This window comes from Methylibium rhizosphaerae (assembly GCF_006386545.1).
In the GTDB taxonomy this organism is placed as follows: Bacteria; Pseudomonadota; Gammaproteobacteria; order Burkholderiales; family Burkholderiaceae_C; genus Pseudorivibacter; species Pseudorivibacter rhizosphaerae.
Window position 1 is genome coordinate 65488 of sequence record NZ_SWAR01000015.1, and the last position, 19586, is coordinate 85073.

The 19586-nt window shown below is 69.2% G+C and carries 14 protein-coding genes and 1 tRNA gene; 11 read left to right on the plus strand and 4 right to left on the minus strand.

Going from position 1 to position 19586, the window contains the following annotated elements:
- The first annotated feature begins 46 nt into the window (after positions 1-46).
- The 4 genes from E8D38_RS12915 (at position 47) to E8D38_RS12930 (ending at position 6397) form a co-directional block, all read left to right on the plus strand.
- Complete coding sequence (locus E8D38_RS12915) at positions 47-475, plus strand: hypothetical protein (RefSeq protein WP_246099467.1); 429 nt, start codon at positions 47-49, stop codon at positions 473-475.
- Between the two features lie 77 nt (positions 476-552).
- Complete coding sequence (locus E8D38_RS12920; protein ID WP_140630742.1) at positions 553-1806, plus strand: TolC family protein; 1254 nt, start codon at positions 553-555, stop codon at positions 1804-1806.
- Positions 1803-3278 (plus strand): efflux RND transporter periplasmic adaptor subunit, encoded by a 1476-nt coding sequence (locus tag E8D38_RS12925; RefSeq protein WP_140630745.1) that lies wholly within the window; start codon positions 1803-1805, stop codon positions 3276-3278. The genes E8D38_RS12920 and E8D38_RS12925 overlap by 4 nt, the downstream gene beginning before the upstream one ends.
- Positions 3275-6397: an efflux RND transporter permease subunit gene (locus tag E8D38_RS12930; protein ID WP_140630748.1), complete on the plus strand. Its 3123-nt coding sequence runs from the start codon at positions 3275-3277 to the stop codon at positions 6395-6397. The genes E8D38_RS12925 and E8D38_RS12930 overlap by 4 nt, the downstream gene beginning before the upstream one ends.
- Before the next feature lie 77 nt (positions 6398-6474).
- Here the strand turns inward: E8D38_RS12930 and E8D38_RS12935 are convergent.
- The 4 genes from E8D38_RS12935 to prfB all read right to left on the minus strand — a co-directional run bounded on the left by E8D38_RS12935 (position 6475) and on the right by prfB (position 11425).
- A tRNA-Thr gene (locus E8D38_RS12935) sits at positions 6475-6550 on the minus strand.
- 50 nt (positions 6551-6600) lie between these two features.
- Positions 6601-7611, minus strand: a complete 1011-nt coding sequence (locus tag E8D38_RS12940) for a class 1 fructose-bisphosphatase (RefSeq protein WP_140630753.1) — start codon at positions 7609-7611, stop codon at positions 6601-6603.
- Between the two features lie 9 nt (positions 7612-7620).
- Positions 7621-10293 (minus strand): aminopeptidase N, encoded by a 2673-nt coding sequence (pepN, locus tag E8D38_RS12945; protein WP_140630756.1) that lies wholly within the window; start codon positions 10291-10293, stop codon positions 7621-7623.
- A 27-nt stretch (positions 10294-10320) separates the two neighbouring features.
- A protein-coding gene (gene prfB / locus E8D38_RS12950) for a peptide chain release factor 2 (protein WP_140630759.1) occupies positions 10321-11425 on the minus strand; the annotation gives its coding sequence in 2 pieces (ribosomal slippage) (positions 10321-11343 and positions 11345-11425; 1104 coding nt in all).
- Between the two features lie 193 nt (positions 11426-11618).
- Here prfB and E8D38_RS28965 point away from each other — a divergent pair.
- From E8D38_RS28965 to E8D38_RS12980, 7 genes are all read left to right on the plus strand, one after another.
- A complete protein-coding gene (locus E8D38_RS28965) occupies positions 11619-11915 on the plus strand; it encodes a hypothetical protein (RefSeq protein WP_246099468.1) in 297 nt (98 codons plus the stop codon).
- The gene (locus tag E8D38_RS28970) at positions 11906-12484 is read left to right on the plus strand and encodes a tetratricopeptide repeat protein (RefSeq protein ID WP_246099469.1); all 579 of its coding nucleotides are present in this window, start codon (positions 11906-11908) and stop codon (positions 12482-12484) included. The genes E8D38_RS28965 and E8D38_RS28970 overlap by 10 nt, the downstream gene beginning before the upstream one ends.
- 101 nt (positions 12485-12585) lie before the next feature.
- Positions 12586-12843, plus strand: a complete 258-nt coding sequence (locus E8D38_RS12960; RefSeq protein WP_140630766.1) for a DUF4212 domain-containing protein — start codon at positions 12586-12588, stop codon at positions 12841-12843.
- 1 nt (position 12844) lies between these two features.
- Positions 12845-14971, plus strand: a complete 2127-nt coding sequence (locus E8D38_RS12965) for a sodium:solute symporter family protein (protein WP_140630769.1) — start codon at positions 12845-12847, stop codon at positions 14969-14971.
- A gap of 98 nt (positions 14972-15069) precedes the next feature.
- Positions 15070-16569: a DUF294 nucleotidyltransferase-like domain-containing protein gene (locus E8D38_RS12970; RefSeq protein ID WP_140630772.1), complete on the plus strand. Its 1500-nt coding sequence runs from the start codon at positions 15070-15072 to the stop codon at positions 16567-16569.
- 37 nt (positions 16570-16606) lie between these two features.
- Positions 16607-16804 (plus strand): hypothetical protein, encoded by a 198-nt coding sequence (locus E8D38_RS12975; protein ID WP_246099470.1) that lies wholly within the window; start codon positions 16607-16609, stop codon positions 16802-16804.
- Between the two features lie 2 nt (positions 16805-16806).
- The gene (locus E8D38_RS12980) at positions 16807-19584 is read left to right on the plus strand and encodes a sensor histidine kinase (RefSeq protein ID WP_140630776.1); all 2778 of its coding nucleotides are present in this window, start codon (positions 16807-16809) and stop codon (positions 19582-19584) included.
- Positions 19585-19586 lie beyond the last annotated feature (2 nt).

Here is a 19586-nt window from a genome sequence, read left to right on the forward strand (position 1 = left end):
ATTGATGCAGCGCAGGCGGGCGCGTGGCCGGCGCCTGCATGACCTGATGCGCAACCGCAGCCCGAGCCACACCGCTAAACTGGGCGCCTTCATGGCCCGCCGTTTCACCCATCGCCTGACCGCCGCGTTCATCGTGGTGCTGTCGCTGCTGTTCTCGCAGCTGGCGCTCGCCAGCTACGTCTGCCCCGAGCAGCAGGATGCCGCCGCCATGGCCGAGATGGCGGTCTCGGGCGAGCCCTGTGAAGGCATGGACGCGGACCAGCCGGCCCTCTGTGCAGAGCACTCGTCGGGGGCGCCCCAGTCCTTCGAGCCCGTCAAGCTGCCGAGCGTTTCTGCACCCATGGTCGTGCAGGTGATCGAGCTGCCGCTCGAGCTCGATGCGGCCGCTGTGCGCGCCATGCCCGTGGCGGCCACGCCGGAGGCCCAGGCGCCTGCGGATCCGTTGTTCCTCTCGACCCTGCGACTGCGGGTCTGACCCGCTCCATCGACTGACCGGTGCTGGCGCGGCGTGTCCGCCGCCAGCTGAGTACCCGCCCGTCTTCGGAGCCTTCGATGTCCCCACACGTTCTGCGTGCAGCCGCACTGGCTGCCGCACTGGCCGCCACGCTCTGGCCGGCCGCCCGGGCCGCCGCGGCCCCGCTTTCGCTCGACCAGGCGATCGACCTGGCGGTACAGCGTTCGCAGTCGGTCCGGTCGGCGCGCGCCAGCGCGCACGGCGCGGCCGAGATGGCCCGGGCGGCGGGGCAGCAGCCCGACCCCATGCTCTTCGGCGGCATCGACAACCTGCCGGCGAGCGGCCCCAACCGGTTCAGCACCGGTGCCGAGGACATGACGATGAAGCGTGCCGGCATTTCGCAGGAATGGATCGCCGCCGACAAGCGGGCCGCGCGCGAGGCGGTGGCCCATGCGATGGCCGAGCGGGAGGCGGCGGGTGAGCGCATGGCTGCGGCAGAAGCGCGCCTGCAGACGGCGATGGCCTTCATCGACGCCTACTACGCGGGCGAGGCGGCGAAGCTCGCCAGCCTCAACGAGAAGCACGCCCGCGAAGACCTCGCCGCCGGCAAGGGCCGGCAGGCCGCTGCCGCCGGCAGCAGCGCCGAGGTGCTGGGTCTGACCGGCGCCCTCGGCTCGGCCGAGGACGCATCGGCCGACCTGCGCCAGCAGCAGGCAGCCGCCGCCGCCGGCCTGCAGCGCTGGACGGGCGCGAGCGTCGATGAACTGGCCATGCCGCCGCTGGCACTGGCCGATGCGCCGGGCCAGGACGACTTTGTGGCCGGCCACCCCGTTGTCGTGGCCAGGCAGCGGGACATCGAGGTCGCTCGCCAGGAGCTCGAGGTCGCGCGGCTGAACCGCAGGCCCAACTGGACCTACGAGCTGTCGTACGGGCAACGCCAGGGCCGGCCGGACATGGTTTCCTTCAGTGTGAGCATTCCGCTGCCGGTGGCGCCCGCGTCACGGCAGGACCGGGAGCGCGCAGCCAGGATGGCCCTGCTCGACAAGGCGCAGGCCGAGCTGGAGGAGGCGCGCCGGGCCGCGGCCGGCGAGTACGCGGCCCTCTCGGGCGATGCCGTGCGCCTGCAGGCGCGCATCCAGCGCTACGAGAGCAGCGTGATCGAGCCGCTCGGGCAGCGCACCGTCGCCGCGCTCGCCGCCTACCGCGCCAACCAGGCCGGCCTCGCGATGGTGTTCGAGTCGCGGCATGCCGAACTCGAGGCACGGCGCAAGCTGCTCGACCTGCAACGCGACCTGGCCAAGGCCCGGGCGCAACTCGTTTTCAAGCCGATCGTTCAAGGAGCCGCGCAATGAACCGCGTCCAGCTTTCCGCCGTGGTGCTCGCTGCCGTGCTGGCAACGGCCGGCGGCGCCTTCTACCTGGGCCGCACGACGGCCGGAGGCCCCGCGCCCGCTGCGCCTGCGCCCGCAGGCGAACGCAAGGTCCTGTACTGGCACGACCCCATGGTGCCGGGCCACAGGTTCGACAAGCCGGGCAAGTCGCCCTTCATGGACATGCAGCTGCAGCCGGTCTATGCCGACGAGGCCGGCGGCACCGACGTGAAGGTGAGTCCGCAGGTGCAGCAGAACCTCGGCATCCGCACCGCGATCGTGAAGCGGGCGCCGGTGAGCGAATCGTTCGATGCGGTGGGCACGGTGCAGTTCGACGAGCGCCTGGGCGTGGCCGTGCAGACGCGCACCGCCGGCTACCTGGAGCGGCTGGCGGTGCGTGCGCCCATGCAGCGTGTGGCCAAGGGGCAGGCGCTCGGCACCGTGTTCGCGCCCGAATGGCTGGGCGCCCTCAACGAGATCGTCGCGCTGAAGCGCGCCGGCGCCTCCGCCGAGCTGCTGGCCGCGGCACGCGAACGCACCCGTGCGATGTCGATCCCGCCCGAGCTGGTGCGCAAGGCCGAGGAGGGCGGCACGGTGGACGCCCGCTACACGCTGCTCGCGCCGGCCGGCGGCGTGGTCGTCGAGCTGGGAGCGCGCGAGGGCGTTGCGGTGTCGCCCGGCATGACGCTGTTTCGCATCGCCGGGCTCGACAAGGTGTGGGCCGTCGCCGAAGTGCCCGAAGCGCAGGCGGTGCGCCTCGCACGGGGCCGCAAGGTGAAGGCGGCCCTGCAGGCCGACCCGAGCCAGACCTTCGACGGGACGATGCAGGAGATCCTGCCCCAGGTGAATGCGGCCACCCGCACGCTGCAGGCGCGGTTCGAGGTCGACAACAAGGGCGGCCGGCTGGTGCCGGGCATGCTGCTGCGCCTGCAGGTCGAAGGTCCGGCGACGTCGCGCCTGGTGGTTCCGGCCGAGGCGGTGATCCGCACCGGCACCCGCGCGGTGGCCATCGTGCGCAAGGAGGGCGGTACGTTCGAGCCGCGCGAGGTCAAGCTCGGCGTGGAGCTGGGCGACCAGATCGAGGTGGCCGAAGGCCTGGCCGAAGGCGAACAGGTGGTGGCCAGCGGCCAGTTCCTGGTGGACTCGGAAGCGCGCCTGCGCTCGGTGCTGGGCAGCATGGCACCGGCGCCTGCAGCAGCGGCTTCCGCGCCCGCACCGGCATCGGCAACCCATTCGGCCCAGGGCACGATCGAAAGCATCGATGCGCAGGCCATCACGCTGAGCCACGGCCCCGTGCCGGAGCTCCGGTGGCCGGCCATGACCATGGGCTTCGCGAAACCGGGCCCGGATGCGTTCCCCGACATGAAGCCCGGCGACACGGTGCGCTTCGAGTTCAGGAAGAAGGGCGACGACTACGAGCTCGTCACGGTTCAGCGCACCGGAGCCGCCAAGTGATCGCCGCACTGATCCGCTGGTCGGTGGCCAACCGCTTCCTGGTGCTGGTGGCCACAAGCTTCCTGGTGGCCGCGGCGCTCTTCTCGGTCGCCGGCACGCCGGTCGATGCGCTGCCTGACCTGTCCGACACGCAGGTCATCGTGCGCACGAGCTACCCGGGCAAGCCGCCGCAGGTGGTCGAGGACCTGGTGACCTATCCGCTGACCACCACCATGCTCAGCGTGCCCGGCGCGAAGACGGTGCGCGGCTATTCCTTCTTCGGCGATTCGTTCGTCTACATCCTGTTCGACGACCGGACCGACCCCTATTGGGCCCGCTCGCGCGTGGTGGAGTACCTCAACCAGGTGCAGGGCCGCCTGCCGGCGGGCGCCACCGCCGCGCTGGGTCCTGATGCCACCGGCGTCGGCTGGGTCTACGAATACGCGCTGGTCGACCGCACCGGCAAGGCCGACATCGGCCAGCTGCGCGCGCTCAACGACTGGTTCCTGAAGTTCGAGCTCAAGACGGTGCAGGACGTGGCCGAGGTGGCGAGCATCGGAGGCATGGTGCGCCAGTACCAGGTGGTGCTGGATCCGGACCGGATGCGCCAGCTCGGCATCAGCCAGGGCGCGGTGGTGCAGGCGCTGCAGAAGGCCAACCAGTCGTCGGGCGGCTCGGTGGTCGAGCTGGCCGAGACCGAGTACATGGTGCGCTCGCGCGCCTTCCTGAAATCGCTGGACGACTTCCGCGACATTCCCATCGCGGTGTCCGGCGCCACGCCGGTGCTGCTGCGCGACGTCGCCTTCGTGCAGGTGGGCCCGGAAATGCGGCGCGGCATTGCCGAGCTCGACGGCGAGGGCGAGGTGGCCGGCGGCGTGGTGGTGATGCGATCCGGCAAGAACGCGCGGTCCACCATCGAGGCCGTCAAGGCCCGGCTGCGGCAACTGCAGCCCAGTCTGCCCGAAGGGGTGGAGGTGGTGGACACCTACGACCGGTCGAAGCTCATCGACCGTTCCATCGACAACCTGCGGCTCAAGCTCACCGAGGAGTTCATCGCGGTGGCGGTGGTCTGCGCCGTCTTCCTGTTCCACCTGCGCTCGGCCCTGGTGGCCGTGATCTCGCTGCCCATCGCCGTGGGCATCGCCTTCGTGGTGATGCGCTGGCAGGGCTTGAATGCCAACATCCTGAGCCTGGCGGGCATTGCGCTGGCATGCGGCGCCGCGCTCGACGGCGTGGTCGTGCTGCTGGAGGCGGCCCACAAGCACATCGAGGGCTTCGAGCACGTGCACGGGCGGCGGCCCACGGCCGAGGAGCGCTGGGCCCTGGTCACCTCGGCCGCGGTCGAGGTGGGCCCGGCGCTGTTCTTTTCGCTGCTGGTCATCACGCTGTCCTTCCTGCCGGTGTTCACGCTGGAAGCGCAGGAAGGGCGGCTCTTCTCGCCGCTGGCCTTCACCAAGACCTACACGATGGCGGCCGCAGCGGCGCTGTCGGTCACCCTGGTGCCGGTGCTGATGGGCCTGCTGGTGCGCGGGCGCATCCCGCACGAGAACGCCAACCCGCTCAACCGCTGGCTGATGCGGGCCTACCGCCCGGCGCTGGAGGCGGTGCTGCGTTTCCCCAAGGCCACGCTGGTGGCCGCCGGCATCGTGCTGGCGCTGACGGTGGTGCCGGCCCTGCGCCTGGGCGGCGAGTTCATGCCGCCGCTGGACGAGGGAGACCTGCTGTACATGCCGTCGGCGCTGCCGGGCCTGCCGGTCTCGAAGGCGGCCGAGCTGCTGCAGCAGACCGACCGGCTGATCAAGACCGTGCCCGAGGTCGAGCGGGTGTTCGGCAAGGCCGGGCGTGCCGACAGCGCCACCGACCCGGCGCCGCTGGAGATGTTCGAGACCACCATCCAGTTCAAGCCGCGCGACCAGTGGCGTGCGGGCATGACGCCGGACCGGCTGGTCGAGGAGCTCGACCGCGCGGTGAAGGTGCCGGGCCTGTCCAACATCTGGGTGCCGCCGATCCGCAACCGCATCGACATGCTGGCCACCGGCATCAAGAGCCCGGTCGGCATCAAGGTCGCAGGCTCCGACCTTGCCACCCTCGACCGGCTGGCGGTGCAGATCGAGTCGGTGGTGAAGGATGTGCCGGGGGTTTCGTCGGCGCTGGCCGAGCGGCTGACCGGCGGCCGCTACATCGATGTCGACGTGGACCGTGTGGCCGCCGCGCGATACGGCCTGTCGGTGGCCGACGTGCAGGCGGTCGTGGCCACCGCGATCGGCGGCGAGAACGTCGGCGAGGTGGTGAGCGGCCGCGAGCGGTTCCCGATCAACGTCCGCTACCCGCGCGAGATCCGCGACTCGCTGGAGCGGCTGCGTGCCCTGCCGTTCGTGACGGAACGGGGGGCCCAGCTGCTGCTGCGCGACGTGGCTCGGGTGCGCCTGGAGGAAGGGCCGCCGATGCTGCGCAGCGAAAACGCGCGCCTGTCGGGCTGGGTCTATGTGGACGTGCGGGGCCGCGACCTCCGCTCGGTGGTGCGCGACATGCAGGCCGCAGTGGCAAGGGAGGTGGCGATGCCCGCCGGTTATGCCCTTTCGTGGTCGGGCCAGTTCGAATACCTGGAGCGTGCCACCGAACGCATGAAGGTGGTGGTACCGGCAACGCTGGCGGTGATCTTCGTGCTGCTGTACCTGCTGTTTCGCAAGGCGAGCGATGCGCTGCTGGTCATGGCGGCGGTGCCGTTCTCGCTGGTGGGCGGCTTCTGGCTGGTCTGGCTGCTGGGCCATTCCGTCTCGGTGGCCACCGCGGTGGGTTTCATCGCGCTCGCCGGCGTGGCGGCCGAGTTCGGCGTGGTCATGCTGGTCTACCTCGAGAACGCCCGCGAGCGCCGCCTGAAGGCCGGCGAGCCGGACGACGAGGCGACGCTGCTGGCGGCCATTCGCGAGGGTGCGGTGCTGCGGGTCCGCCCGAAGGCCATGACGGTGGCGATCGTGATGGCGGGGCTCGTTCCGATGATGTGGGGCGAGGGGACCGGCTCCGAGATCATGGCCCGCATCGCGGCGCCCATGGTGGGCGGCATGGTGACCGCGCCGCTGCTGTCGATGCTGGTGGTGCCAGCGGCCTGGTACCTGCTGCACCGCCGGCGCTTGCGATGAGGTCTTGCGAGGCCGCGGGTTCGAGCGCCGGGCGGAAAGAGAAAAGGGCCCGCAGGAGCGGGCCCTTTTTTCAGGTCTGGTGCCGGTGACCGGATTCGAACTGGTGACCTTCGCATTACGAATGCGCTGCTCTACCAACTGAGCTACACCGGCGGAAGCCCGCGATTATAGCGGAGGTTTTGTGCGATGCCTCGCCAGAGGCCTCACGCGGCGTCGCGGTGGTACGCGGTCACGCGCTCGACCTCGTTCTTCGAGCCCAGCACCACGCTCACCCGCTCGTGCAGCTTGGAAGGTTGCAGCTCCATGATGCGCTGCAGCCCGTTGGTGGCGGCGCCACCGGCCTGCTCGACGATGAAGGCCATCGGGTTGGCTTCATACATGAGGCGAAGCTTGCCGGGCTTGTCGGGCTCGCGCTTGTCCCAGGGGTACATGAACACGCCGCCGCGGGTGAGGATGCGGTGCACGTCGGCCACCATCGAGGCGACCCAGCGCATGTTGAAGTCCTTGCCGCGCGGGCCGTCCTTGCCTTCGAGGCACTCGTCGATGTAGCGCGTCACCGGGGCGGCCCAGTGGCGCTTGTTGCTCATGTTGATCGCGAATTCCTTGGTGTCGGCCGGGATCTGCAGGTTCTCGCCGGTGAGCACCCACGAGCCCTGCTCGCGGTCGAGCGTAAACATCGCCACGCCGTCGCCCACCGTGAGCACCAGCGTGGTCTGCGGGCCGTAGATGCAGTAGCCGGCCGCGGCCTGCGCCTTGCCCGATTGCAGGAAGTCCTCTTCGCTCACGCCGTGGTGGTGGCCGACCTTGCGCAGCACCGAGAAGATGGTGCCGATGCTCACGTTCACGTCGATGTTGCTGGAGCCGTCGAGCGGGTCGAACAGCAGCAGGTATTCGCCCTGCGGATAGCGGTTCGGAATGACGTGGATGCTGTCCATTTCTTCCGAGGCCATGGCGGCCAGCGCGCCGCCCCATTCGTTGGCCTCGATCAGCACCTCGTTGGCGATGATGTCGAGCTTCTTCTGCACCTCGCCCTGCACGTTCTCGGTGTTGGCGCTGCCCAGCACGTCGCCCAGTGCGCCCTTGTTGACGCTGATGGCGATGCGCTTGCAGGCGCGGGCCACCACCTCGATCAGCAGGCGCAGCTGGCCGGGGATGCGGCCATGCTCGCGCTGCTGCTCGACAAGGTACTGGGTCAGGCTGACTCGTCGGGTCATGGAGGGTCCTTAGTCTTGGAGGGCTCGGGTGACGATCTCGCGAACGTCGGGCGACAGGTCCGGCTTGGCCGCCACGCGGCTGATCGCTTCACGCGCGGCGCTGCGGTAGGGCTCGGCCAGCTGCTTCCAGCGGTCGAGCGCGCGCGCCAGCCGCGAGGCGAGCTGCGGGTTGATGGAATCGATCTCGATCACGCGGTCGGCCCAGAACACGTAGCCGGCGGCGTCGGTGCGGTGGAACGCCGCCGGGTTGTTGAGGCACAGCGGCATCAGCAGGCTGCGCGCGCGGTTGGGGTTGCGCAGCGAGAAGTCCGGGTGCGCCAGCAGCGCCTTGGCGCGGGCGAACACGCTGCCGTCGCGCTCGGGGGCGCCGGCCTGCAGGGCGAACCACTTGTCGATGACCAGCGGCTCGTCCTTGAAGTGCGCATGGAAACGCTGCAGTGCCGGCGCGGCCAGCTCGGCATGGGCGTTCACCAGCGCGGCCAGCGCGCCGAAGCGGTCGGTCATGTTGCCGGCGTCCTTGAAGCGCTGCAGCGCCTTGCCCGGCCACACGGCGTCGCCGCGCAGGGCGGCGTCCTGTACCAGGTTGGCCAGCGCCAGGTTGGCCAGCGCACGGCGGCCCGAAGACACCGGGTCGGGCGAATAGCCGCCGCTCACCTGGTGTGCCTCGAAAGCCCAGGCCCAGTCGTCGCGCAGCGCCTGCGCGAGCTGCTGCTTCATCGATTCGCGCACCGCGTGGATGCGCTGCGGGTCGACCACGTCGAGCTGCTCGGCCAGATAGCCTTCGCCGGGCAGGGTGAGCACCAGCTCCTTGAAGGCGGCGTCGAGCTCGGGGTGGCGCAGCACGCTGCGCATCGCACCCACGAAGGCTTCGTCGACGCTCAGTTCGCCGCCGGCCTGCACCGCGGCCAGCAGGCGGTTGAGCGCCAGGCGCTGGCCGGCTTCCCAGCGGTTGAAGGGATCGGGGTCGTGCGCCAGCAGCGTCAGCAGGTCGTCGTCGGCGAGCGGAGCTTCCAGCGTCACCGGCGCCGAGAAGCCGCGCAGCAGCGAAGGCACGGGCTCGCTGTCGACGTTGACGAAGGTGAAGAACTGGCGCGCCTCGGCGAGCACCAGCACGCGGTCGGTGCCCACCGGTGCGGCTTCGCCCTCCAGCTGCAGCGGCAGCGGACGGCCCTCGCGGGACACCAGGCCCATCGCCACCGGGATGACGTAGGGTTCCTTCGACGGCTGGCCGGTCGAGGGCAGGCTGTGCTGCTCGAGCAGCAGGGTGTAGGTGCGGCTCGGCGCGTCGTAGCGGCCCAGCGCCTTCACCCGCGGCGTGCCGGCCTGCGAATACCAGCGCTTGAACTGCGGCAGCCGCGCGGCCAGTTCGCTGCCCGGGTTGGCATCGGCAATGGCCTGGGCGAAGTCGTCGCAGGTGACGGCCTGGCCGTCGTGGCGCTGGAAGTACAGCGCCATGCCCTTGGCGAAACCTTCGCGGCCGACCAGGGTGTGCTGCATGCGCACCACCTCCGCGCCTTTTTCATAGACGGTGGCGGTGTAGAAGTTGTCGATCGCCTGGTAGCTGTCGGGCCGCACCGGGTGGGCCATGGGGCCGGCGTCCTCGGGGAACTGGAACTGCCGCAGCGCCCGCACGTCGTCGATGCGCTTGACCGCCCGCGCGCTCGGGCTGCCGGCGAGGTCCTGGCTGAATTCCTGGTCGCGGAAGACGGTGAGGCCTTCCTTCAGGCTGAGCTGGAACCAGTCCCGGCAGGTGACCCGGTTGCCGGTCCAGTTGTGGAAGTACTCGTGCCCCACCACGCTCTCGATGCCGGCGTAGTCCACGTCGGTGGCGGTGGCCGGGTTGGCCAGGACGTACTTCGTGTTGAAGATGTTCAGTCCCTTGTTTTCCATCGCGCCCATGTTGAAGTCGCTCACGGCCACCACCATGAAGCGCTCCAGGTCGAGCGACAGGCCGAAGCGGGCTTCGTCCCAGGCCACCGAGGCGATGAGCGAGTTCATCGCGTGTTCGGTCTTGTCGAGGTCGCCGGCGCGCACATAGACCTGCAGCAGGTGGTCGCGGCCCGAGCGCGAACGGATCTTCTGCTCGCGGGCCACCAGGTTCGCGGCGACAAGGGCGAACAGGTAGCTGGGCTTGGGGAAGGGGTCGTGCCACTTGGCCATGTGGCGCCCGTTGGGCAGCTCGGCCTGCTCCAGCAGATTGCCGTTGGACAGCAGCACCGGGTACTTCGCCTTGTCGGCCTTCAGCGTGACGGTGAAGACGGCCATCACGTCGGGCCGGTCCAGGAAGTAGGTGATGCGTCGGAAGCCCTGCGCCTCGCACTGGGTGAAGAAGCCGCCGCCCGAGGTGTACAGGCCCGACAGCTGGGTGTTCTTCTCGGGCGCGCAGGTGGTGCGGATCTCCAGCGAGAAACTGCCGTCGGGCAGCGTGTCGAGCACCAGCTGGTCGTTCTCGACACGGAAGGACACCGACTCGCCGTTGACCAGCACCCGGGTGAGGTTGAGGTCCTCGCCGTCGAGCCGCATCGGCTCGGCCGGCCGGTCGGCGTTGCGCTCGACGGTCATCTTGTTGATGACCAGCGTCTTGGCCGGGTCGAGCTCGAAGCAGAGGTCCACGGTGCGGATCCAGTAGGCGGGCGCGGTGTAGTCCTCGCGGCGAACGACGGTGTTGGTGCCTTCACGCATGGTGTGCGGTCTCCGGTCTTTGTGTTGTCAGATGCCCTGTTTCAGGCTGGCCTCGATAAAGGCGTCGAGGTCGCCGTCCAGCACCTTCTGGGTGTTGGAGATCTCGACGTTGGTGCGCAGGTCCTTGATGCGGCTCTGGTCGAGCACGTACGAGCGGATCTGGTGGCCCCAGCCCACGTCGGTCTTGCTGTCCTCGAGCTTCTGCTGCTGCTCGCGCTGCTTGCGCATCTCGTGCTCGTACAGGCGCGCGCGCAGCATCTGCCAGGCCTCGTCGCGGTTGCGGTGCTGCGAGCGGTCGTTCTGGCACTGCACCACGATGCCGGTCGGCATGTGCGTCAGGCGCACCGCCGAGTCGGTCTTGTTGATGTGCTGGCCACCCGCACCCGAAGCGCGGAAGGTGTCGGTGCGCACGTCGGCCGGGTTGATCTCGATCTCGATGGAGTCGTCCACCTCGGGGTAGACGAACACGCTCGCGAACGAGGTGTGGCGGCCGCCCGACGAGTCGAACGGGCTCTTGCGCACCAGCCGGTGCACACCGGTCTCGCTGCGCAGGAAGCCGAAGGCGTATTCACCTTCGATCTTGATGGTGGCGCTGCGGATGCCGGCGACGTCGCCTTCGGTCTCTTCCATCACGTCGGCCTTGAAGCCCTTGCGCTCGGCATAGCGCAGGTACTGGCGCAGCAGCATGCTGGCCCAGTCGCAGGCCTCGGTGCCGCCAGCGCCGGCCTGGATGTCGAGGAAGCAGTTCAGCGGGTCGGCAGGGTTGCCGAACATGCGGCGGAACTCGAGGTCGGCCACGATGGCGGCCAGCCCCTGCACTTCGGCCTCGATGGCCTGGATGCCGTCGATGTCGTTGTCTTCCTTCGACAGCTCGTACAGCTCGGTGTTGTCGGCCAGTTCCTGCGTCAGCTTGTCCAGCGTGACGACGACGGCGTCGAGGGACTTCTTCTCGCGGCCCAGCTCCTGGGCGCGTTTCGGCTCGTTCCAGACGTTCGGGTCTTCGAGCGCGGCGTTGACTTCCCTCAGGCGGTTTGCTTTGACTTCGTAGTCAAAGATACCCCCGTAGGTCTTGGGTGCGCTGGCTCAGATCGGCAAGCTGGGCGCCCAGGGCGTTGATGTGTTCGATGTCCATGGAAAAACGTCCTCTTCAAAGGGCGTGCATTTTCGCATGGGGCCTGGAGCGTCCCTGGTCGGGCCAAGAGGGCGGGGCGGCGGCCGACCAAGGGTATCCACGGGTCGGGTTACCGCCGGGTACCGGCAAATTGTCAGAAACCTGTAAGGGATGTGGCGCGAAAGTCGGGTCCGTTCCTTTACACGGCGCTTACATGCTCTTGGCAGTGACCTCGATCAAGCTGGTGGCGGAAATTGCCCTCATGGCCTTCGTGGGCCAGTGGGTGCTCGGCCTGCTGGCCGGCAGCCGGCGCGACTCCAACTTTTTCTACCAGCTGCTGGCGGTGCTGACGCGGCCCTTCGTGAGGGGCGTGCGCCTGATCACGCCGCGCGTCGTGCTCGACCGGCACATCCCGCTGGCCGCCTTCGTGCTGCTGGCCATGCTGTGGGTGGTGGTCACCCTCGTGCGCATCCAGACCTGCCTGGAGATCGGAGTGCACCTGTGTCGCTGAACGGCCAAGGTTTCGGCTACTGGCGCCTGAAGCTGCGCGCCATCGCCTGGCTGCTGCTGGGCCGCAGCCAGGCGGCCGAGGGCGAGTTCTCCGCCATCCTTGCGCGCTGGCCGGGCGACGCCTATGCCCTGGCCAGCCGCGCCCATGTGCGCTCGCAGCTGCGTCGGCGCAGCGAAGCCATCGAAGATGCGCGCGCCCTGGTGGCGGCCCACCCGAAGCGCAGCGCCGCCGACTGGTTCAACCTGGCCTTCCTGCTCGAAGACGCCGGTGAGCTGGTGCCGGCCGAACAGGCCTTCCGCGAGGCGCTGGCGCTGGATCCGAAACTCGACCGTGCGTGGTACGGCCTGGGCCTCACGCTGATCCGCCAGCAGCGCTTCGACGACGCCGTCGCCGCGCTGCGGCGCAACACCGAACTGCAACCCATGAGCCCCTACGGCTGGTACCAGCTGGCCCGCGTGCACATGGACCGCCACGAACCCGAGGAAACGCGAAAGATCATCCGCCACCTCAAGGGCTTCGAGCCCAAGGTGGCCGCACAGCTGGAGCGCGAAACCGGGCTGGTTCCGTGAGCGGAACGCGAGTTCCGGGCAGTAGGTAGTACGAGCCGCAAGAGGCGGCCGATCATCGGTGCCGGGGTTTCCCCGGAGGGACAACGTTGGAGGCAACTGCGATGCAATTGACGGAGAGACACCGGCATTACTGGCAGAAGAACCTTCGCATCACCAGCGTGCTGCTGGCGATCTGGTTCTTCGTGACGTTCGTGATCGGGTACTTCGCCCGCGACCTTAGCTTCAGCTTCTTCGGCTGGCCGTTCAGCTGGTGGGTGGCGGGCCAGGGGGCCCTGATCGTGTACGTGCTCATCATCTGGTACTACGCGCGGTACATGAACCGCCTGGACCAGGAACACGGCGTCGCCGAGGAGGAATGACATGGCTGGCGTAGGCGTTCAAACCAGTCGGGGCGGCGGCGCCGCCTCGGCCAATCAGGCGTTCCGCAAGCAGCTCAACAAGGTGTACGGCTGGTACACCGGCGGCTTCATCGCGTTCATCGTCGTGCTGGCGGTGCTCGAGCAGATGGGGCTGCCGCGCAACTGGATCGGCTTCATCTTCCTGCTCGCCACGGTGGCCCTGTATGCCGGCATCGGCATCATGAGCCGCACCACCGACGCCGCCGAGTACTACGTGGCCGGCCGCCGGGTGCCCGCCATCTACAACGGCATGGCCACCGGCGCCGACTGGATGAGCGCCGCGTCCTTCATCGGCATGGCCGGCACGCTCTACCTCACCGGCTACGGCGGGCTGGCCTTCATCATGGGCTGGACCGGCGGCTACTGCCTGGTGGCGCTGTTCCTGGCGCCCTACCTGCGCAAGTTCGGGCAGTTCACGATTCCCGACTTCCTCGGGGCGCGCTACGAAGGCAACCTGCCGCGGCTGATCGGCATCCTTGCCGCCATCCTGTGCTCGTTCACCTACGTGGTGGCGCAGATCTACGGCGTGGGCCTCATCACCACCCGCCTGTCGGGCCTGGCATTCGAGGTCGGCATCTTCGTGGGCCTGGGCGGCATCCTGGTGTGTTCGTTCCTGGGCGGCATGCGCGCGGTGACGTGGACGCAGGTGGCGCAGTACATCATCCTGATCATTGCCTACCTGGTGCCGGTGGTGTGGCTGTCGGTCAAGCAGACCAGCGTGCCGGTGCCGCAGGCCGTCTACGGCATGCAACTGCAGAAGGTCACCGAAGCCGAGAACCGGCTGAAGAACGACCCGAAGGAGCAGGAGGTCATCGCGATCTTCAAGCAGCGCGCCGCGGAGTTCGACGCCAAGCTGAAGGACATCCCGGCCGCCATGGCAGCCGACAAGGCTGCCGCCGAGAAGAAGCTCGCCGACCTGAAGGCCGCCAACGCGCCGGCCGCCGAGATCCAGGCGGCCGAGAAGGCGGTGGCCGGGCTGCCGAAGGACATGGTCGAAGCCAAGAAGGCCTACACCGCCGGCAAGACCAGCAATGAAGGGCGGGCCAAGCCGCTGGCCGGCATGCCGGCGCATGCCCAGATCTACGCGGGCGACCCCAACGGCGACGCAGCGGCGAAGAAGACCTACGACGAGTCGAGGCGCAACTTCCTCGCGCTGGTGTTCTGCCTGATGGTGGGCACGGCCGCGCTGCCGCACATCCTGATGCGCTACTACACCACGCCGTCGGTGAAGGAAGCGCGGGAGTCGGTGACCTGGTCGCTGTTCTTCATCTTCCTGCTGTACTTCACCGCGCCGGCACTGGCGGTGCTCGTGAAGTACGAGATCTTCACCGTGCTGGTGGGCACGCCGTTCGACAAGCTGCCGGAGTGGATATCCGCCTGGAACAAGGTCGATCCGACGCTGCTCACGGTGGCCGACGTCAACAAGGACGGCATCTTCCAGCTGGGTGAGATGCGCATCGGCGGCGACATCATCGTGCTGGCGACGCCGGCCATCGGCGGGCTGCCGTACGTCATCTCCGGCATGGTGGCGGCCGGCGGCCTGGCTGCGGCGCTGTCCACCGCGGACGGCCTGCTGCTGACCATCGCCAACGCGCTGTCGCACGACCTGTACTACAAGATGATCGACCCGAACGCGCCCACGGCGCGCCGCGTCACCATCTCGAAGGCGCTGCTGGTGGTCGTGGCCCTGATGGCCGCCTTCGTGGCATCGCAGAAGCCGGCGGACATCCTGTTCCTGGTCTCCGCGGCGTTCTCGTTCGCGGCCGCGGCCTTCTTCCCGGCCCTGGTGCTCGGCATCTTCTGGAAGCGCGCCAACAAGTGGGGCGCCACGCTGGGCATGGTGGCCGGTCTGGGCGTCACCTTCTACTACATGGTGACCACCCAGGTCTGGCTGCGCGGCATCTTCGGCGTCACGTCGCCGATCGAGCTGTGGTGGGGCATCCAGCCCATCTCGGCCGGCCTGTTCGGCGTGCCGGTGGGCTTCGCGGTGATCGTCATCGTGAGCCTGCTGACCGGCGCACCGAAGAAGGAAACGCAGGAGCTCGTCGAGCACGTGCGCTACCCAGACCTCAAGCTCGGCAGGGCCTGATCCCGGTCCGTGCCACGAAGCCCCGCTCGCCCGAGCGGGGCTTTTTCTTTGTCGGCGCGCATTGCGGCCCCTGCAGCCGGCTCCTAACATCGGCGGCCATGGCACACGACGACGCCGCGCCGATCCCGGCCGACCCGGCTGCCTCGCAGCGTGCGCTGCAGTCGAGCTACGCCTGGCGGCAGCTCGCCGAGCAGAGCCTCGAATCCCCGCTGCGCACGATCGCCCGGCGGCCGCCGGCCGGCGTCGGCCCCGGCTCGACGGTGGGGCAGGCGCTGCACCTGATGCACGAGCGCCACATCGGCTCGGTGCTGGTGCTGGACGCGAGCGGCACCGCCCTGGGGATCCTCACGCGGCACGACGTGTTGGGCCGCGTGACGCTCGCCCGCCTGCCGATGGACAGCCCCATCGAGCAGGTGATGAGCACGCCGGTGCACACGCTCACGGCCGAGCACACCGCGCAGGACGCAGCGCTGCTGATGGCGCGCCATGGCATCCGCCATCTGCCGGTCACCGAGAGCGGGCGTGTGGTGGGCATCGTGTCGCAGCGCGACCTGTTCGCGATGCAGCGCCTGTCGCTCAAGCATGTGAGCCTGGCGATCCGTGCGGCGCGCGACGTGCCCGCGCTGGCCGGCGCGGCGCGCGACATCCGGCGCCTCGCGCGCGGCCTGCTCGCGCAGGGCGTGGCGGCCAGGCAGCTCACCGAGCTCGTGAGCCACCTCAACGACGTGCTGACCGGGCACCTGGTGGAGCTGCTGGCGGCCGAGGTCGGCATGGACCTGCACCGCGCCTGCTGGCTGGCGTTCGGCTCCGAAGGGCGCAGCGAGCAGACCATTGCGACGGACCAGGACAACGGCCTCGTGTTCGAAAGCGATGTGCCCGAGCGCGAGCGCGCCTCGTGGCTGGCCTTCGGCCGGCGCGTGAACGACGCCCTCGACGCCTGCGGCTACCCGTTGTGCAAGGGCGGTGTGATGGCCTCCAACCCCGAGTGCTGCCTCACGCCGGCCGAATGGCGCGAGCGCTTCGCGCACTGGATGGAACATGGCGCCCCGCAGGATCTGCTGGCGGCCAGCATCTACTTCGACCTGCGGCCGATCGCCGGCCGCGCCGAGCTGGCCCTGCCGCTGCGCGACGCCGTCACCGGCGGTGCGCAGCGCCTGCCGCGCTTCATGAAGCAGCTGGCCGACAACGCCTTGTCGCACGGCCCCCCGCTCACCTGGCTGGGCGGCATCGACGGCCACCGCATCGACCTCAAGCTGCAGGGCACCGCGCTGTTCGTGGACGCCGCCCGCCTCCTCGCGCTCGCGCACGGGGTGCCGTTCACCGGCACGCGGCGGCGCTTCGAGGCGCTCGCCGCCGCCGGCCAGGTGCCGGCGGCCGAGGCCGAGGTCTGGATCGCCGCGTTCGAGTTCCTTCAGATGCTGCGCCTGCGCGTGCAGGTCGGGCAGGGCGCCGACGAGGCCGGAGCCGGCGCCCCCCGCGGCAACCCAAACCTGCTCGACACGGCCGCGCTCAACGAGCTGGACCGGCATGTGCTGAAGGAAGTGCTGCGTGTGGCGCGCTCGCTGCAGCAGCGGCTTGCGCTGGACTATCAGCGCTGAGCGGCTCATCATCGGCGCTCGACCAAGGGGGTAGACGATGATGCATCGCCCAGTGCAGGCGCAGCGGCTGGTCGCACTGTTCGTGCTCGGGTGGCTCCTGTTCAGCTTCCCGCTGCTTGCGCTGTTCAACACCGGCGGCTCGGTGTTCGGCATTCCGCTGCTGTACGCCTACCTCTTCGGTGCCTGGGTCCTGCTCATCGTGCTGATGGTCCTGGTGGTCGAGCGCTGGAAGTAGGCATGCTGCACGGCGGCGTCATCCTGCTCACCTCGTTTGCCTACCTGGGCATCCTGTTCGCGATCGCCTACTGGGGCGACAAGCGGGCCGACGCCGGCCGCTCCATCATCGCCAACCCGTACATCTACGCGCTGTCGATGGCGGTGTACGCCACCTCCTGGACCTTCTACGGCAGCGTGGGCCGCGCGGCGGCCACCGGCGTGGGCTTCCTGCCGATCTACCTGGGCCCGACGCTGGTGGCGGCGCTGTGGTGGCTGGTGCTGCGCAAGATGATCCGCATCAGCAAGCGCAACCGCATCACCTCGATCGCCGACTTCATCGCGGCGCGCTACGGCAAGAGCGCCCTGCTGGGCGGGCTGGTCACGGTGATCGCGGTGATCGGCATCATCCCGTACATCGCGCTGCAGCTGAAGGCGGTGTCGGCCAGCTTCGGCATCCTGCTGCAGTACCCCGAGGTGTCGATGCCGGCGCGCCGCGAGGCCGGGCACCTGCTCGACGACACCGCGCTGTACGTGGCGCTGTTGCTGGCGGCATTCACCGTCGTGTTCGGCACCCGCCACCTCGATGCCACCGAGCGCCATGAAGGCATGGTGGCCGCGGTGGCCTTCGAATCGCTGGTGAAACTGCTGGCCTTCCTGGCCGTGGGGGCCTTCGTCACCTTCGGCCTCTACGGCGGCTTCGGCGACATCTTCGAGCGCGCCGCGCAGCTGCCCGACGTGGAGAAGCTGCTCACGCTGGGCAGCTCGGCCGGCACCTACGGCTCGTGGGGCTGGCTCATCTTCCTGTCGATGCTGTCCATCCTGTTCCTGCCGCGGCAGTTCCAGATCAGCGTGGTCGAGAACGTCAACGAGAACCACCTCACCAAGGCGATCTGGCTGTTCCCGGTGTACCTGCTGGCCATCAACGTGTTCGTGCTGCCCATCACCTTCGCCGGGCTCATGCAGTTCCCGCCCGGCCAGGTGGATGCCGACACCTTCGTGCTCACGCTGCCCATGGCGCATCGCCAGGAGGCGCTGGCGCTGTTCGTCTTCATCGGCGGCCTGTCTGCGGCCACCGGCATGGTGATCGTCGAGACCATCGCGCTGTCCACCATGATCTGCAACGACCTGGCGATGCCGGTGCTGCTGCGCTGGAAGGCCCTGGCGCTGTCGCAGCGTAGCGACCTCTCCGGCCTGCTGCTGGGCATACGCCGCGGCGCCATCGTGCTGCTGATGATGCTGGGCTACGTGTACTACCGCGCGGCGGGCGAGGCCTATGCCCTGGTGTCCATCGGCCTGGTGTCGTTTGCGGCGGTGGCGCAGTTCGCGCCCGCCATGCTGGGCGGCATGTACTGGAAGCAGGGCAGCCGCGCAGGCGCGCTCACCGGCCTGTCGCTGGGTTTCCTGGTGTGGGGCTACACGCTGCTGCTGCCGTCGTTCGCGCGCTCGGGCTGGGGCCTGGACATCTCGTTCATCGAGCAGGGGCCCTTCGGCATCGGCTGGCTGAAGCCGCAGGGCCTGTTCGGCCTCCAGGGCATCGACAACATCAGCCACTCGCTGTTCTGGAGCATGCTGGCCAACGCCGGCGGATACGCGGCGGTGTCGCTGCTGGGCCGCCAGGGGGTGCGCGAGCAGGCGCAGGCGGTGTTGTTCGTCGACGTCTTCAAGAGCACGCCGCGCACCGCCCGCCTTTGGCGCGGCCGCGCCTCGGTGGCCGAGGTGCTGGTCCTGGTCGGACGCTTCATCGGGCGCGAGCGGGCGGAGGCAGCGTTCGCGCAGTACGCGCAGCGCACCGGCGCGGGCGAAGTGGCCCGGCTTGAACCCGATGCCGAGCTGGTGCACTTCGCCGAGAACCTGCTGGCCGGCGCCATCGGCGCGGCGTCTGCCCGCGTGATGATCGCCTCAGTGGTCCACGAGGAGCCGCTGTCGATGGACGAACTGTTCGACATCCTCGACGAGGCCTCGCAGGTCATCGCCTACAGCCGCCAGCTGGAGCAGCAGTCGCGCGAGCTGGAGGCGGCCACCTCCGAACTGCGGGCCGCGAACGAGCGGCTCAAGGAACTCGACCGCCTGAAGGACGACTTCATCTCGATGGTGACGCACGAGCTGCGCACCCCGCTCACGTCGATCCGCGCCTTCTCCGAGATCCTGCAGGCCGATCCCAAGCTCGACCTCGAAAAGCGCCGCCAGTTCCTGGGCATCCTGGTCAAGGAAAGTGAACGCCTCACGCGGCTGATCAACCAGGTGCTCGACCTGGCCAAGCTCGAGTCGGGCACCGCCGAGTGGCATTCCACCGAGCTCGACCTGAAGGACGTGATCGAGGAGGCGGTGTCGGCCACCAGCACGCTGGTGGCCGAACGCGGCGCCCGGCTCAGCGCCGAGCTGCCGGCCGGTCTGCCCACCGTGCGCGCAGACCGCGACCGGCTGATGCAGGTGCTGATCAACCTGATCGCCAATGCGGTGAAGTTCTGCGACCGCGACCAGGGCCGCATCCACATCCGCCTGGGCATCGAAGGTGCGGCGCTGCGGGTGGACGTGCGCGACAACGGCATCGGCGTCGCGACCGCCGACCAGCAGACCATCTTCGAGAAGTTCCACCAGGTGGGCAACACCCTGACCGACAAGCCGCGCGGCACCGGCCTCGGCTTGCCCATCAGCCGCCAGATCGTGCAGCATTCCGGCGGGGAGCTGTGGGTCGAGAGCATGCTGGGGCAGGGTGCGACCTTCTCGTTCACGCTGCCGCTGGATGCCCGCCCGCGCCACGGGGCACCGGCCGAGGCGGCACAAGCCACTGCGAAGTGACC